The sequence below is a fragment of the Fibrella forsythiae genome (genome assembly GCF_017353175.1).
Taxonomy (GTDB): Bacteria; Bacteroidota; Bacteroidia; order Cytophagales; family Spirosomataceae; genus Fibrella; species Fibrella forsythiae.
The window spans coordinates 323,715-340,189 of sequence record NZ_JAFMYW010000002.1 but is presented as its reverse complement, the minus strand read 5'-3'; the positions used below and the strand labels follow the sequence as shown (position 1 = coordinate 340,189).

General features: G+C 50.2%; 11 protein-coding genes. 1 reads left to right on the top strand and 10 read right to left on the bottom strand.

All coding sequences use genetic code 11. From position 1 onward, the window contains the following. Nucleotides 1-101: 101 nt before the first annotated feature. The 3 genes from J2I46_RS07445 to J2I46_RS07435 all read right to left on the bottom strand — a co-directional run bounded on the left by J2I46_RS07445 (nt 102) and on the right by J2I46_RS07435 (nt 1,542). Complete coding sequence (locus J2I46_RS07445) at nt 102-629, bottom strand: SRPBCC family protein (RefSeq protein ID WP_207328379.1); 528 nt, start codon at nt 627-629, stop codon at nt 102-104. Continuing rightward, nucleotides 619-945: an ArsR/SmtB family transcription factor gene (locus J2I46_RS07440; RefSeq protein WP_207328378.1), complete on the bottom strand. Its 327-nt coding sequence runs from the start codon at nt 943-945 to the stop codon at nt 619-621. Before J2I46_RS07440 ends, J2I46_RS07445 begins: the two co-directional genes overlap by 11 nt. Nucleotides 946-1,173: 228 nt before the next feature. Continuing rightward, nucleotides 1,174-1,542, bottom strand: coding sequence for a nuclear transport factor 2-like protein (locus J2I46_RS07435; protein ID WP_229379647.1), 369 nt, complete (start codon nt 1,540-1,542; stop codon nt 1,174-1,176). A 335-nt stretch (nt 1,543-1,877) separates the two neighbouring features. Here J2I46_RS07435 and J2I46_RS07430 point away from each other — a divergent pair, with 335 nt between their 5' ends. Next, the gene (locus J2I46_RS07430) at nt 1,878-2,990 is read left to right on the top strand and encodes a Gfo/Idh/MocA family protein (RefSeq protein WP_207328377.1); all 1,113 of its coding nucleotides are present in this window, start codon (nt 1,878-1,880) and stop codon (nt 2,988-2,990) included. A gap of 29 nt (nt 2,991-3,019) precedes the next feature. On the opposite strand, the gene J2I46_RS07425 is transcribed toward J2I46_RS07430, so the two are convergent. The 7 genes from J2I46_RS07425 to J2I46_RS07395 form a co-directional block, all read right to left on the bottom strand. Beyond that, nucleotides 3,020-6,040: a DEAD/DEAH box helicase gene (locus J2I46_RS07425; protein ID WP_207328376.1), complete on the bottom strand. Its 3,021-nt coding sequence runs from the start codon at nt 6,038-6,040 to the stop codon at nt 3,020-3,022. A 285-nt stretch (nt 6,041-6,325) separates the two neighbouring features. Further along, the gene (locus J2I46_RS07420; protein ID WP_207328375.1) at nt 6,326-7,981 is read right to left on the bottom strand and encodes a serine hydrolase domain-containing protein; all 1,656 of its coding nucleotides are present in this window, start codon (nt 7,979-7,981) and stop codon (nt 6,326-6,328) included. 26 nt (nt 7,982-8,007) lie between these two features. Then, nucleotides 8,008-8,166 (bottom strand): hypothetical protein, encoded by a 159-nt coding sequence (locus J2I46_RS07415; protein WP_207328374.1) that lies wholly within the window; start codon nt 8,164-8,166, stop codon nt 8,008-8,010. A 39-nt stretch (nt 8,167-8,205) separates the two neighbouring features. Then, nucleotides 8,206-10,824 carry an ABC transporter permease gene (locus J2I46_RS07410; protein WP_207328373.1) on the bottom strand — a complete coding sequence of 873 codons (2,619 nt, stop codon included), beginning with the start codon at nt 10,822-10,824 and terminating at the stop codon, nt 8,206-8,208. Between the two features lie 27 nt (nt 10,825-10,851). Next, complete coding sequence (locus J2I46_RS07405) at nt 10,852-13,455, bottom strand: ABC transporter permease (RefSeq protein WP_207328372.1); 2,604 nt, start codon at nt 13,453-13,455, stop codon at nt 10,852-10,854. Next, nucleotides 13,452-13,778 carry a PadR family transcriptional regulator gene (locus tag J2I46_RS07400; protein WP_207328371.1) on the bottom strand — a complete coding sequence of 109 codons (327 nt, stop codon included), beginning with the start codon at nt 13,776-13,778 and terminating at the stop codon, nt 13,452-13,454. The genes J2I46_RS07405 and J2I46_RS07400 overlap by 4 nt, the downstream gene beginning before the upstream one ends. Nucleotides 13,779-13,967: 189 nt before the next feature. Continuing rightward, nucleotides 13,968-16,388 (bottom strand): ABC transporter permease, encoded by a 2,421-nt coding sequence (locus tag J2I46_RS07395; RefSeq protein ID WP_207328370.1) that lies wholly within the window; start codon nt 16,386-16,388, stop codon nt 13,968-13,970. Between the last annotated feature and the right edge of the window lie 87 nt (nt 16,389-16,475).

Below are 16,475 nucleotides of genomic sequence, written 5' to 3'. Positions count from 1 at the left end.
ACTAATCGCCTTGTCTGTTTACGCGTTTTCGCCGCGTTTAGGATCGAAGTCGAGCATCCACTGAACACCGAACTGATCGGTGAACATGCCAATCCCCGTGATTAATGGGATTGAGCGTTAGCTATCTGCTGTTGTTTCGATAAGTCGGCCAGTAGTTGTTCCAGGTTATCGACAGACATTTTGAACCCTACTTCGAAGCCCATGGCAATCATGCGCTCCATGCGGTCAAGTGATTCATTTTTGATAACGATGCGCACAGTGGTGATGCCGTCTTTCTCGCTGAACGTCGTATCCCATTCAGAACCCGGCAGTTCAGGATTTTCGTTTTCGTCGGCAAACGAATTATACATCGTATAATTGGTCTTCGGCGTGATCGACGTATACTCCTGAAGCGACCAACGGGCCTGTCCTTCCGGGCTTACCATCGCGTAGAACCGGCGGCCACCCACCTTAAAATCCATGTACTTTGTTTTAGATGACCAGGGCTTGGGGGCAACCCATTGGTCCAGTAGTTCGGGTTTGGTAAACGCATCCCAAACCAATGGGAGTTCGGCCGCGAATTCCCGGGTGATGAATGCCGCCTTTTGTGATTTGTCGACGGTGAAGTCAAATAGTAGGTTACTGTTCATTTTGCTGTTGTTTAATACTGGTTAATACGTCGTCAAGTTGATTAAACCGGGTTTCCCAAATGGCTCGGTATTGGGCTATCCAGTTGTCTATCTCTTTCAGTTTGTCGATCTCAAGCGAGTAATAAATCTCCCGGCCCTGAGGCTCCTGTTTCACCAGTTCACATTCCGTGAGAATGCGCAGGTGTTTCGATACCGCCTGCCGGGTCGTGTTAAAGTTGTCGGCAATGTCGTTCGGTGTCATTGCCTGTAAGGCAATCAGGGCGATAATGGCCCGCCTCGTTGGGTCGGCGATTGCCTGAAAAATGTCTCTCCTCATGGGTGATGCGCAAATAACGAAACCGATTGGTTGCAAATATACGCGCAACCAATCGGTTTCGCAATAATTCGTACATTTTTTCTGATCGATAAAAAGTGGCCCGAACGCGGCTGATTTTGAGGTGTTCCAATACGTACCCATACCGCGCCTGGCAGAGGGACGTTGGCATTGATTAACCGGGGCTACCTGTGCGCAGGAACCAACAGGTCAACCAACTTACCAATTGCTTTAACCAGCGGGTGCATCCAGGTACAGATACAGCTCTTTAATGAGTCCGTTCTCAATGATAGCGATATCCATACCGCTGGCAACAGGTGTTGCCTGAGCAGCTCCGAGTGTCCAGGCTACATGACTGACCCCGTGGTTGAAAACGGCTGGCCTGGTCAGGGAGAAGACAAATTCAGGTGGCCATTGGCTTTGCAGCGTTTTGATCAGGGCATCAATCGCCTGATGTCCTTTGATGGCTTCGCCCTGATCGGTCTCGTAGAAAATGATATCGGCGGCATAAATCCGTTGCATCACGGCGAGCCGTTGTTCATCGTTCCGTTCACTCCACACCTTGAGGAGGCTGTCTTCCAGTAATTGCTTATTGTCCATAATTGCCTGAGTCGGTTTAACTGCTTAACAGAGCCGACATCTGTCAAAAAACGGCACTATTTACAAACAAACCCAAACCTTGCCCAACTAAGGCTATTTCGTTGTTCCTGAATCCAGACTGGTGTTCTGCTACTTCCGCCAATGTCGCAGTTGTTCTCATTTGATCCTTTGTCGAGCCCCCAACGCATTCCGATGAACGCAGCGATTACCTACCAACGTGAGACTTGTCCACACCAGCCCGATTGCCATTCACCGCACCGAATCTGCCTTTGGGCCTTTTGCTCATTGGATGGCGCGGCCGGGCGAACCTACTTTGGCGTCATAAACGCGGCATCATGGCTACTTACTCCAGACGTTCATTCATCGGCAATCTTGGTCTCGGCATCGGCGCGTCGACGCTCTCCCCTACCCTTGTGGCGTCTGCCTTCGCTCAGCCGGAGCAGGCCAAAAAGCTGAACATCGCAATCTGCGGACTGGGGCGCTACGCCAACGTGCTGAAAAGCGGCCTGGCCGACTCGCACTACTGCCAGCTCAGCGGTGTCATTACGGGCACACCGGCCAAAGCGGCGCAGTGGAAAGCCGAATTTGGCCTGCCAGACAAGAACATTTACTCGTATCAGCAGCTCGACCAACTGGCCAATAACCCGGACATTGACCTGGTCTACATCACCCTGCCCAACGGGATGCACAAGGAATACACGCTGCGGATGGCCAAAGCGGGCAAGCACGTGATCGTGGAGAAACCGATGGCGTTTACGGAACGTGATTGCCAGGAAATGATTACCGCCTGCCAGAAAGCGGGCGTACAACTGGCGGTTGGCTACCGGCTGCATTACGAACCGCACCACATCGAGATCAAACGACTGGGACAGGAAAAGGTATTCGGTCAGGTACGTTTCATTGAAGCGGCCCTGGGCTACCGGCTGGCGGGCATCGCCGCCGACGACTGGCACCTCAGCAAAGCCATGGCGGGGGGAGGCCCCCTGATGAACCTGGGCGTCTACTGCGTGCAGAGCAGCCGCTACGTACTGGGCGAAGAGCCTATAGCCGTCACCGCCCAATACGGCCCGGTAACGATGCACGACCGGTTCAAGGAAGTGGAGGAAAACATTATGTGGCAACTGTATTTCCCGAGTGGGGCCGTCTGCACCTCAGCCACGACTGCCAACTGCAACATCGACCGTTTCTTCGCCACCGCCGATGAGGGTACGTTTGAGCTAAGCCCGGCCCTGAGTTACGGCCCGTTCGCAGGGAAAACCAGCCAAAGCGTGTTCAATTTTCCGGTCATTAACCAGCAAGCCGCCCAACTCGACGATATCGCCAGCCACATTCTGAGCAACAAACCACTCCCATCGCACATTTCGGGCGAAGAAGGCCGCAAAGACATGCGCGTCATCGAAGCCATTTATCGAGCTGCCAACACCGGCAAGAAAGTATTTCTCGGCTAGCTGGGTACATTCTGTAGAATTACAAAAGCTCATTTACTACCAACAACAATAAGAGGAATATTTGCTTGTTTCATAAGATGGCTCTCAGTAACTGACAACAAAGTCAACTGATCTTGGCTAACTAATCTTGGAGAAATACCCGGCTGAACAACAAATACTTTTAATTCTAAAGGAAATTGTTTCTTTACCATTCGAAGTAAATCTACAAGATCATTATCTGTTCCTTTTTCAAGCCTAGAACAGCTTTTACCTTTATAATTTTTAATCAACCTCTTGAGCATATGATCAAAAAGCTCCTTATTAGCCTTATGCTTCCAGTGATAAGATTTTTGCGCTTGACCACATACCTCATACAAATCCTTTATATCTGCAGCGGGCTTACCATTTTTGGCAAATTTCAAATGATATAATTCGAAAACAATAACGTCATCGTTTTTTTTGATTGCAACTATGTCTGCAATTTCTCCAGAATAGTCGTCATCATATATGATATCATAATCTAATTGTTTCAGATGCTGAATACAATGAAATTGAATCGAATCTGTAATTTTTGGATCTACACCCTGTGACTCAGCTCGTAGGTTTACTCCTGACCAATCCCATGTAACAATTCTTTGTTTATCATAAGGCTCAATATGCTCTTTTATTTCTATGTACTTATTCCCTTCAAGAGAAGATCCATCTGCAAACCATATTTTGGGTGTACAATCATAAAGGAAATTTTCAAATTTTTCAGTTTTTCTTCCATAAGTTATATAGACAAAATTATTCCCTTTCCTATGTACGAATTTAAAATCAGGATAGCCATCATTTGTAAGAATGAGTTCATATTCAGCTACAACGTCATTATTAGCTAAAAAACAAAAATTAATTTTCCCTAGGTCATCGTCATACGACAAAACTAATTCTGTATTATAAAAATCGTAAGTATCATTACCGACTGTGAATTTATATCTAGTTTCAAGACATCTGTATACTGCATCGTTCCAATCGATAGATACTGGATATTTATTAGGAATTTTCTCGACTAATTTAGGAGCCAAAGTTCTGCTTAAAATATTCTCAACATCTATAGACGAGTCGATAACTTTCTTACCTACAGCTTTTGACCACTTAATAAGTGATTCTAAATCATTATTTCGCTTGGACCATATCCTGCCTCTATGTGAGCACCCTATACTTACTTCATTGCCATGTTCATATCCCAGCCCAAAAATTACCGATTTTTCAGCATTACTTTTATCTGAATCTGTTAAACCTTTCTCGATATCTGTACCTACGCGCATTATGAATCTTATAAGCTTACCTAAATGCTCAGACAATCCTACATTCTGCAATTTTAATCTATCAATACCTGCAAAGCATCTAAATACATCTTGCCCTTTAATTAATCTAGCATTATCACCAATCACAGCTTGCGCCAACCTAAGGTGATGACTACTTTTGTCTGAGCTGTGTATAAAAAGTAAATTTGTATTAATATCCCAATGCAACACTAATAGCTCCCAATTTGTATTACCAATATCTCTTATATTACCCCAATCTACATAAGTTTTGCGCTCAATTACTAAAACTAGAACTTTTTCCTGGCTGTTATAATCTTCATAAATCTCACTAATTGTATTTTTATACTCTAATCCATCTCTAAATAGATTTGGCTGCCATTTTCTAGACATATTTTCAAATATAACCGTGCTTAATGATGGCTTCATATCATGCAACGGTATTCTATTATCACTAAAGCCATTAAAAGAATCGAAGAATATCTTTTTATCTATCTCAGATTGTGTCTTTTGTTCACTGAATCTAGGAAGTAAAAAATTCCAGTCAGAGTCATCAGAGTATAATTGTCCTAGCTCTTCTTTTACCTCTGCGTCAAGTATACTAGCTATAAATGTGGCGTCTCCTAATTCCTCATCTCGCTTTGTTCTCGTAAATCTCCCAGCAAACTGAAGCGTCACGGGCAAACTTTTTCTAATGTCATGGAATGCAGCAATTTTTAGATAAGGATAATCGAATCCTTCGCCGAGCATATCGACACATATGATAACATCTACTTTACCAGATAAAATTCTCTTTTTGATATCATTCTTTTCAGAAGCACTTTTTTTGGAGTGAATACATTCGCAAGTAAAATCTTTAAAAGACTTATATATTTGGTATACTTCATCTGCTCGCTTAGTGTTTTCTACACGTGCCATTAGCACGTGTTTATACTTTTTTCTATCTTCCCGTAGCTGCTCAATGGCCGCTTCTGCAATCTTGATATCTTTTTGATTATCATTGTATACGAAGACAGGCTTAAAATTAATACTTTTATAATAACCATCATCTTGCGCTTGTTTCAAAGTAAAATTGAATATGTGCTTACCATCTATCCTCTTCAAATCGTTCCTAAAAGGGGTAGCCGTAAATTGCAATATATGCTTACCTTTAAAACTATCTCTGAGTTTGAACCAAGTTGTCGCTTCTGCGTGATGGGCCTCATCAATAAAAATATGAGAAAAAGATTTTACAAAAACTTCAAATATTTCTGACTGGGATCGATTTAATATATTCGCAGTAGCAACGACTACATTACATTTTTCAATAAACTCTATAGCTTGATTTACATTTTTAAACTTGTTTGAAAAAATACCAACCACTGGAAATAATACTTTATCATTAATAATTTGCAAATCTTTCAATATACCTAAATTTATGAATTTTTCACCAACCTGTTCTCTTAAAGCATCAGTTGGAACTATTACCAACAATTTTTCACATTGTTGCATTAACAATAGTGTTAGCATAGTCTCTGTTTTACCTGTTCCGGTAGGCATGATCACTGTTGCAATTTCCCTTGAACATGCCCAATGCCCCAATGCTGAATATATTGCACCTACTTGAGGGCTTCTCAATCCATCTTTACGTATTCCATTTATAGTTATCTCTTTTATAATTTCAATATTTCCAGACCAAGAATCTATTATCTGTTTTGAAAAATTAAAAGATTGACTTTTATTACCATATTGGCTCAAAAAATTTCCACTAATCTTTTCTGAATACATAATTATGGTTTAATTTAATTTTCGTTGAAGCATTGAGACAAATAATGTTATTACTTATAATCTGAGCAAAAGAAACAGACTTTTCCTTTACACTTTGCTGCAACACATGCATAGAATGTGGGCTTAACTAGCAGGCCAGAATTACATTCTCGCCCTAAATTCCCTTTCGCTAGATTACGCTGCTAACCTTACAAGTATCGTTTTTGGCGTTATGAACACAAAAAAAATTTAACCGAATTGACTAAGCGGTATATATACTTACTAACTCGCTAGTACATCTACTGATTATTGGAGCAGCGCGGGGAGGATGTATTGCTCCATCATTCGGTCGATTTGGGGGTGGGCGTAGGCGGTGCCGTAGGCGGTGGCGGTTATGACGATGACCCACGGCTGATCCTTGAACACGAAGATCTTGTTGCCGCCGTTGCCCGTGGCGTAATAGGTTTCGTAGTCCTTGCCGTTCACGCGGTATATTTTATTCCAGAACAGGTAGCCATAGTACTCGTTCGGGCGGCCCGGAATGGCTTTATGGCGGGTGAATGTCTTGTCGACCCAGGCCCTTGGCAGCAGTTGTCGACCGTTCCAACGCCCACCGTTTTTGTAGAGCTGGCCGTATTTGGCAAAATCCAGCGCGTTCATGCGGACGCCACCCGCCATGCTCACCGTCTGTTGAGGCGTGTACGGCCACTGATACCGTCTAATGCCAAGCGGGCCAAGCAGTTTCCGGTCAGCGTAGCGCGCCAGTCCGCCGGGCACGACCTTGTTCAGCACGTCACCCAGCAAGACAACGCCCGCCGTGAAGTAGTGCCATGAGCCCCTGTATTTGGCAGAGTCGGTCGGGAGGTTCAGCACGAAGTTTACCCAGTTTGGCGTGGGGTACATGTTCTCTTCGTTGCCGGGCGAATCGCTGTCATCATCGTTGCCATCGAAGGCCGAGCTCATCGTCAGCAGTTCGCGCAAGGTGGTTCGGGCTTTGGCAGGTACGTTGTTCGCTACGGTGGTCAGGTCGTAGAAGTCGGCCAGGGATTGCTGTTCACTGGTCAGATGGCCGTCCTGGATCGCCATACCCGTCAGGGTAGATGCAAACGACTTGCCTACCGAACGCACGTCGTGCAGCGAATCACGGGTAGCACCGTTGCCATATTCTTCAATCAGCAGCTTCCCCTTTTTCAGCACCACCACGCCCGTAATGTGCTTGAACACCGCCGCGTCGATCATGCCTTTCAACGCCTTGATCCTGTCCCGGTCAAACCGCTCCGTCGACACTGGCAGTCCCGGATACGGCCTGGGTACGTTGAGCCGGATGGTGCGCAGGTCAATCACGGGCTTGCGGTTGACAAGCAGCTTCAGCGTCCCGCTTGCCAGTAGCCCGCCCACCGTCGGACTGGCCAGGTTGAGGTACGGGCGGATGTCGAGCCGGAAGCGATGCGGGCCTTCAGTCAGGGCGGCATCCCCGCCGTTGTTCATGAACCGGTTCCAGGCCGACTGGCTCCACCAGGCTCCCTCCTTCTGGTTGTCGATCAGCGGTTTGCTGATGATCGTTTCCGTGTTTTTGATCTGCGCATAAGGCGCTCCCGGATGCAGGTTGCTCTGGTAAATGAGCCGGTCGTCGACAAAGAAGGAGAACTGATAGCCACCCGTTTTCGTGAGCACGTCGGCTGGTAATTCAGGCGCTAGCTGGTGTAGGTAGTTCGTGAGCGAATTACCCATAAACGCCGTCATGAACAGGTTGCTCCGGTTGGTGAGCGTATACGTACCCAGAAAATCCGCCTCCGTCAGGTCGGCCGACGGCATCGCTTTATCGGTGAACCGCAGCTGGCCGATATTGGCCTGATGAATGGCCGAGGTGATTCCCTGCGTCGGCACCAGATCGGGCGATTGGCTGAGCAGGTGATTGGTAACAAACAAGAGAAGAAACAGCAGTAGGCTGGTCGTTTTCATAAGGCATCGGTTGATCATGACCAAAGCTAAACGAGCCGCCCAGGTACGTGTCGGAAATGGGACGTACCTGGGTGTAAATGGGGTGAATGGGTTGAGTAGTTGATTGGTTGACTGGTTAATTGGTTGGCTTGGGCGCGCCAGGTTGCTTTCGCCAGGCCCTTCGACTCCCATTGTTCATTGTTCATTCTGCATTGTTCATTCTTCATTATCATCCCAAGCCCTGCTTATTCGCTTCGCAGGCTTTTTACGGGGTCCAGCAGGGCGGCTTTGATGGCCTGGAAGCTGACGGTGAGTAGGGTGACGGCTAGGGCACCTAAACCAGCCAGGGCAAAAATCCACCACGAGAGTTCGGTGCGGTACTGGTAGTTCTGGAGCCAGTCCGACAGCACGTAGTAGGCCAGCGGCGCGGCCAGGCAGAAAGCAATCATGACCAGCAGCACAAATTCCCTGGAGAGCAGCCGCCAGACGGTGAACACCGAGGCGCCCAGCACTTTACGAATCCCGATTTCTTTGGTGCGCTGCTCGGCAATGAAGGAAGCCAGCCCAAACAGGCCCAGGCAACTGATCAGAATAGCCAGGATGGCAAATACGCCCGCCAGTCGGCCAATCCGCTCTTCGGTGCCAAATTTTTTCGCGAACACATCATCCACAAATTTGTAGTCGAATGGCGCGTCCGGGCTGTATGTTTTGAACACCTGCTCCACTTTTGCCAGCGCCTCGCCGGTAGCCAGCTGAGGCGACAATTTCACATTGATGGTGTTAACGTTGGTGTAGCTCAGGGCGAAGAACGAAGGACTGATGGGCTTAAACGGATCTTCCTTGATCATATCGTTAACCACCCCGATCACGCTATAGGTACGTCCCCCGCGTTTGATAGGCGCGCCGATCGGGTCCTTCAGGCCCATGAGTTCTACGGCCGCTTTGTTTAAGATGAGCGATGCCGTATCGGTCGAATAAGCCCGGCTGAAATCACGCCCGGCCATCAGCTGCCACCCCACCGTTTTGCCGTAATCGTGGGAAACGAAGTTCGACATGACCAGCGGTTTGGTAGTGGGGTTTTTACCTTCCCACGAAATATCGGTTGTGCCGCCGTATTGAACCGTGATCGAGTTCGACGATTCAGCCATTTCGGTAATCGCCCTCGTCTCGAGCAGGTCGTTGCGCATCGATTCGTAATGGCCGTAGAGCTCGGGGGTTTTCATGGGAATTTCGATGAGTCCACTGCGGCTATACCCTACCGGGCGGCTTTTGGCGTGTTCGATCTGGCGAAAGACGATGATGGTGCCAATGATCAACATAACAGACACGGTAAACTGAAACCCAACCAGCACCCGGCGGGGCACAGCCGCAAACCGACTGACCCGGAATTTGCCCTTCAGCACTTTTACGGGTTGAAACGACGACAGGTACAGCGCGGGGTACGTGCCGGCAATCAGACCCGTAAGTACGCTAAATCCCAGGCCCGCCAGCCAGAACCAGGGGTTTCCCCACAGCATAGTCACCCTTTTTTCGGCCACCTGATTAAAAAGGGGCAACAGTAGCTGGGCGGCGGCCAGCGCCAGCACGAAGGCCAGCATGGCGATCAGCAGCGATTCGCTGAAAAACTGCGCGATCAGCTGACTGCGAACCGAGCCAACCGCTTTGCGGATACCTACCTCTTTAGCCCGCTTCTCGCTGCGGGCGGTGCTCAGGTTCATAAAATTGATACACGCCAGCAGCAGCACGATAACCCCGATCGCGCCAAACAACCACACAAACGTGATCAGGCCACCTGTGTTGACGCCATCTTTGAAGTCATGGTACAGGTGCCATTTGCTTATCGGGTGTAGGAAGAATTCCGGCTTGTAACCGGGCGGATTGTCGCGCTTCATCCGGATGTCTTTGATCTTGGCCGACACCAGATCCGCATCAGCGCCTGGTTTAAGCTGCGCGAAAATCTCGTACGAGTTCGAATCCCATTGGTTCTGGTCCCGTTTCGCTTCCTCCTCGATGGCCACAAGCAACGTCCAGGGGGCCAGAAACGTCACCTCGTTGAAAGCGCTGTTCGCCGGAAAATCCTGATACACGCCAGCGACTTTCACATCCCGCTTATTGTCGACCCGGATGAGCTTATCGAGTGGGCTGGCCGATCCGAACACTGTTTTCGCAAGCGATTCCGAGAGTAAAATCGAGTTGATATCAGCCAGCGCCGATGGCGTACCCGACAGCAGGTTAAGCGAAAACAGGCTCGCGAAGCCGGGTTCAACGTACTTGCCTGCCTGCGTGAATGTCTGATCACCCGTCGCCAGAATGACGTTGCGCGTCACAGCCAGACTCACATTGTCGAAGTCCGGATAGTTGCGGCGTAGCTCGTCGGCCAGTGGCATTGGCAGTACATCGTAAGACGATTTTTCGACATCGAACGTCACAAACTGCCACAGTTGGGCAATCCGGTCGTGGTGCCGGAATGATTTATTGAACGACAGCTCGTCGTACACCCACAGGCCGATGAGCATAGCCACGGTCATACCCATGGCCAGCCCGCCAATGTTGATGGCCGAGTACCCCTTGTTTCTGCCCAGGGTACGCATGGCGATTGTCAAATAGTTACGTAGCATGTCTGTATGCGTTGGTTTAGGGTAAACAGTCACTTCTCGTCTCAACAGCGAAGGCCGCAGCAGGCTGAACACATCGCGCACGTAGCGCCAGCGGGCCCGGCGCAGGCCCACCTCCCCTATCCGCTGCTGAAACAGCTCATCGAGGTCACCCGCCAGTTCTTCGGCCCGGTGGGGCGGGCACAGCCCGTGCAGTAGGTACGTGGCCCAGCGCGGTCCGACGGGTCGGGGTGGCGGATTTCGGTTCATAGCTTTTTAGCCGTTATCGATTCGGTATCAGTCTACTTTCAATGTGGTCGCCGGGTTGGTTTGGGCCGCTTTCCAGGAGAAAAAACCGACCGTCCCCAAGGCAACTCCAATCACAGCAAGCAGCAGAAAGAGCATGGTTAGATAGCTGACTCCGTTGTTAAAAATCAGGTAGCTATTCATGTACAGGGCAATGGCGATACCGGCCGGGATGGCTATTCCGGCTGCGATGGCGAGCAGCTTGACAAAATCGGTCGACATCAACTGGATGACTTCGGCCGAAGTGGCCCCCATCACTTTGCGGATACTGATTTCTTTGGTCCGCTTTTCCAGGCTGTAGACGAGTATGCCGATAAGCCCCAGGATGGCTATCACAAAAATGACAATGCTCTCCAGGCCGGCAAGCTGCATGTACTCGTAGGGGTAGTAGCGATCGTACATGTCCGTATCCAGCCAAGAAGCGTTCAGGCTCAGATAAGGATTATGTCGTTTCCAGAGGCCTTCTATGGCCGATTCGAGCGATTTTCGGTCAGCAACGGGGCTGGTCTTCAGGCACATCACCTTAAACAGAGACGGGTTGTACTGAAAGACGACGGGTTCTATTTTACGCTCGTAATCGTAATGGCAGAAATTAGCAACGACGCCAATGATGGTTGCCGAAAGCGTGTCGTTAACCACGATTAGTTTGCCAATGGCCTCCCGTTCCGAACCGATACGGAGATCTTCCACGGTTTTCTGATTGACTACGACCATAGGCGATGGCAGGGTCGAATGACGGTCGATCAGGTTCGTTCCAGCTACGACCTTCAACTGCATCATGTTGATAAAAGCCGGATCGACGGCGTAATAAAAAGCGGGTCTGGCGGCTTCGTTTTTACGATTTTTTATAGATGACCGGGTGGGCGATATACCAAAGTTGAGCGATGTGTAGCCTACCTGCTGCACCTCCTTTACGGTACCGACGTCGGTGGCGAATCGGTTGGTCAGGTTTCCGGCCAGATTAATCGTGTAGACGTTGGCACGCTGGTAGTTTTCGTTGTCATTAGCCATGTAATCAATTTGGTGATAGGCATGGCCGATGAAAAAGATATAGACCAGAGCGATCGAAAACTGAATGACTATCAGCGATTTGCGCAGGCCCATTTTGCCGAAACCCCCGGGCGACAGTGCCCTTTTCAACACGCTTACCGGCTGGTAGGATGACAGGATAATACTTGGCGAGAAGCCCGCTGCCAAGCCCAGAATCAAGTTGAAAACTAAAAACAGCAGAATCAGGTACCCCAGGTGATCAACGTCCCAGGTGAGCCAGGAAACATGAACCTGGCTTTTGATCAACAGCAACAATAACAGACCAATACCCAGTGATATATACGATATGAGTGTGGATTCGGTCAGAAACTGTAGGATAAGCTGAGGCTTCGTGGCCCCCATTACCTTGCGTACGCCTACTTCACGGCTGCGGCTCACCGACCGGGCCAGCGTTAGGTTGATGTAGTTCAGCGAAGCCAGCAGAATCATAATCAGCTGAAACGCCAGGTTTACGTAGATGCTTCCCAGATCCTGAACGTAGGGGTCGTTCTCCAGAACGTCCTTCGACGGAGAAATGTCGGATAACGGCTGCGCCTTAAAAAAGAGCTTTGTATTCGACGTCGGCCCGATCAGTTTGTCTATTTCTGCCGACGTTTCGGATAGCTGTTTGTTAAGGGTAGCTACCGTTTTGCCAGGCGCTATTTTTAGAAAGGTATGCGCGCTCAAGGCCGTCCAGTTCGCGGGTTTGCCGTTGGCAAGTGCATAATTGGCTAGTGGAACGATGACATCGGTTCTGAACTGCGTTTTTTGTTGATTGAACGGCTTCAACACGCCAACAATTTTAAAACTGCCATAGGCCGGGTGCTCCAGCGAATTCCCGATGGGGTTGGCATCTTTGAAAAACCATTGGCTGGTCTCATGAGAGAGAACAATGGTATTCGGTTCGGCGGTGTAAGCTCCCTTTTCCAGAGGAAAATTGAAGAGTTGGAAAAAAGAGGCATCTGCATGGATAGCATGGATACCTTTCGTTTTGATCCCATTACTTAACGACCAATCGGCATCGCGCACGATCGTTGCCGAATTGTCGATGCCCGTTAGGTTTTTCTGCAGGTACTTGGCTAATGGTTCAGGACTCGACGCCCAGTTGGCTATTTCGCCATTCTTCTGTTTTTCGTCAGTTATCACCCGCACAATCCGGTCGCTATCGCTATGAAAGGTATCGTATTCGTAATAATTCACGATCTGAATCAACGCCATCAGCGCCGACGGAATGGCAAGGCTTAATCCAAGAATATTGATAAAGGAGAACAACTTGTGTTTCAGTAGATTCCTCCAGGCTATTTTGACATAATTCTGTAGCATGACTGTATTTGCGGGCGTTGGATATGTTAAATAATAGGGTTGATGTGGTTTGAGTAGCGATGGCCGGAGCAGGCTGAGCACGTCCCGGATGTAGCGCCAGCGGGCCCGGTGCAGGCCTACTTCCCCTATCCGCTGCTGAAACAGCTCGTCGAGGTCGCCTTCCAGCTCTTCGGCCCGGCGGGGCGGGCACAGCCCGTGCAGCAGGTACGTGGCCCAGCGCGGGGGTCGTGGTGGCTTGTTCATGACCAGGTGGTTTGAGGAATGGCTGCCCACATCTGATTACGCAGTTGCCGAACCTCTTCCAGCGCCCGACGCCCATAGGCCGTTACGGTATAGAGGCGCTTCCGACGGCCACCCCGTTCGGCCGTGGCTCCGCCCAGCTCAGAGTCGACCAGTCCTTTCTCCTGAAGCCGGTTCAGCGCCGAATGCACCGCCCCCAGACTAACTGACCGCCCCATCTGCTGCTCGATCTCATTGACGACAGCCACCCCGTAGGCATCGCCCGACCGGATGGCTACGGCCAGCAAAACCACCTCTTCAAATTCACCCAGGTACGTTCCTTTCATGCCAGCAGCGCTTATTAGATATGTATTTGTACAACAAATGCGTTGCCAATAAGCAAAAAGGGCTTATTCTGCGCAGAATAAGCCCTTTTCAGCAAGTTGACCGACAGTAAATTGTCCAGAATCGGACAGAAATCCGTACGCTGATGGACAGCGGAAAGTGGCTACCAGCGCATCTGAAATGGCCAATCCTTACTCGCTCTGCAATGATTTTACCGGATTCATCAGGGCGGCTTTGATGGTCTGGAAACTGACCGTTAGCAGGGCGATGACCAGTACCGCTACAAACGGCACGATAAAGAGCCAGCCATTCAGGTCGGCCCGGAAGGCATAACTGGTTCGCCAGCTGGCAATGGCAAACCAGGCTAGCGGTGCCGCCACGACAAAGGAAATGGCGACCAGTACGGCAAATTCCTGGTAGAGCAGCTGCAGGATCTCCCCCACCGACGCACCCAATGCTTTGCGGATACCGATCTCCTTGGTGCGCTGTGTGGTGGTGAACGACGCCAGCCCGAACAGACCCAGACACGCCACCAGAATGGCCAGCCCGGTGAAGAAGCCAAACACCTGACCAAACCGCTGATCGGCGCGGTACTGATCGGCGAAATGTTCATCGAGGAAGAAGTACTCGAACGGGTTACCGGGGAAAAACTGATTCCAGGCCGATTGGAGCGTCGCGATGGTTTTGGCTGATTCGGCCGGTGCCATTTTCACAGAGAAGAAGCCCTGCACGTCGGGAATCAGGCGGAGAATAAGCGGCTCAAACGCTTCACGCAACGATTGCTGGTGAAAATCAGCGACCACACCGACTACGGTATAGGTCTTGCCCCAGAACTCAATCTCTTTGCCAATGGCCTCGGCTGGATTCGAGAAACCCAGTTGGGCAATAGCCATTTTATTGAAGATCACCGCCGCCGGATCGGTACCGAAACTCCTGGCGAAGTTGCGACCCGCCACCAGTTTCAGCCCGTAGGCGTCCATGTAATCGTAGTCGACGCCGATGACGCGGTATTGCTTGGCCTTGCTTTCATCCTGCCCTTTCAGGCGAATACCGCCCGCATTCCAGCCCACCGGCTCACCGGGAATCGACGTGGAAGCCGTGATGCTCCGAATGGCCGACTGCCGCAGCAACTCGTCTTTAAACGATTTCATCTGGCTCATGTAGGTCGAATCGTTGCGGACAATCGGCGGCCGGATCACCAGTGTCTGGTCGATATTCAGCCCCAGCTTCTGCTCGCGCATGAACTGGATCTGCCGGAAAACGGCCATGGTGCCCACCAGCAAGAAGAGCGACGCCCCAAACTGGAACACGACCAGCCCCTTTCGCAGTAAGACTCCCTGCCGCGTATTCACCATCCGCCCTTTGAGCACCACCACCGGCCGGAAACCCGACAGCACAAAAGCGGGGTACATGCCCGACAGGAACGTACCCACCACGAACAGCCCCAGCAACGCCAGCCAGAAACGGGCACTGGCCAGCAACGAAAACGTCAGATGCTGGCCCGACAGGCTGTTGAACGCCGGAATGGTAATCAGTACCAGGATAAATGCCAGCCCCACGGCCAGGCCGTTGAGGAGAAATGACTCGACCATGAACTGCTTCACCAACTGACTCCGCTGCGACCCCACGGCCTTACGAACACCCACTTCTTTAGCCCGATTGATGGCCCGCGCCGTGGCGATGTTTACGTAATTAACCCAGGCAATGATGACAATAAAAAAGGCGATTCCGAGCAGCAGGTACGTTGTTTTGCCGTCGCCATTTGGTTCAGTCTCGCCGATGTAGTGCGAATACAGGTGAATATCGCGCAGGGGTTGCAGGGTATAGATCGCCGCCGCATTGTATTTTTTCAGCTCGGCACCAACCAGCTTGTCGACGACCCGCGGGAACTTGGCGGTCAGCGCCTGTGGATCGGTGCCGGGGCGTAGCAGCAGGTACGTCAGGCAACCGTCCCAAGTCCAGGCTGTTTCAGGGTTGTTGTCGGGGCCCATGTCTTTTAGGTAGGTGGCGTACGAACGCAGCAGATCGGGCTTCATGTGCGAATTGACGGGAAAATCTGCGTACACGCCGGTCACTTTCACGGCCTGCTTGCTATTGACCCGAATGGTTTTCCCTAATGGCGAAGCACTACCAAACAGCTTGGTCGCCACCGTTTCTGACAACACAACGGTGTTCGGCTCAGTCAGAGCAGTGCGCGCATCACCGACAATCAGCGGATACGAAAACACGGTAAAGAACGCTTTGCTGGCGAAATACACTTTCTCGATCTTCACCTGCTCACCACCCTGCACCTCGGCTACCACCGACCCGCTTCCGACCACCTTCACGTAATCTTCGATTTCATTGAAGGCATCCTTGAACGAATTACCTACGGCATAGGCACCCGATACCCACTCGGTGCTTAGCTTCCCGGCATCATACCGATCCTGCCGGACGCGGTAGATACGGTCGCCTTTCTCGTGGAAATTATCGAAGCTCAGCTCAAACGCGACGTATTGCAGGATGAGCAGACAAGCCGCCATACCAATAGCCAGCCCAACGAGGTTGATGGCCGAAAACGCCTTGTGACGCAGCAGATTCCGCCACGCGATTTTTACATAGTTCTGGAGCATTGTGGAAAGGGGGGATTAAAGCGTGGGGCGTAGGGTTGGGGGCGGCTTCGCGCTGTATGTTGCTTTCGCTGAGCCTGTTGGAGACCG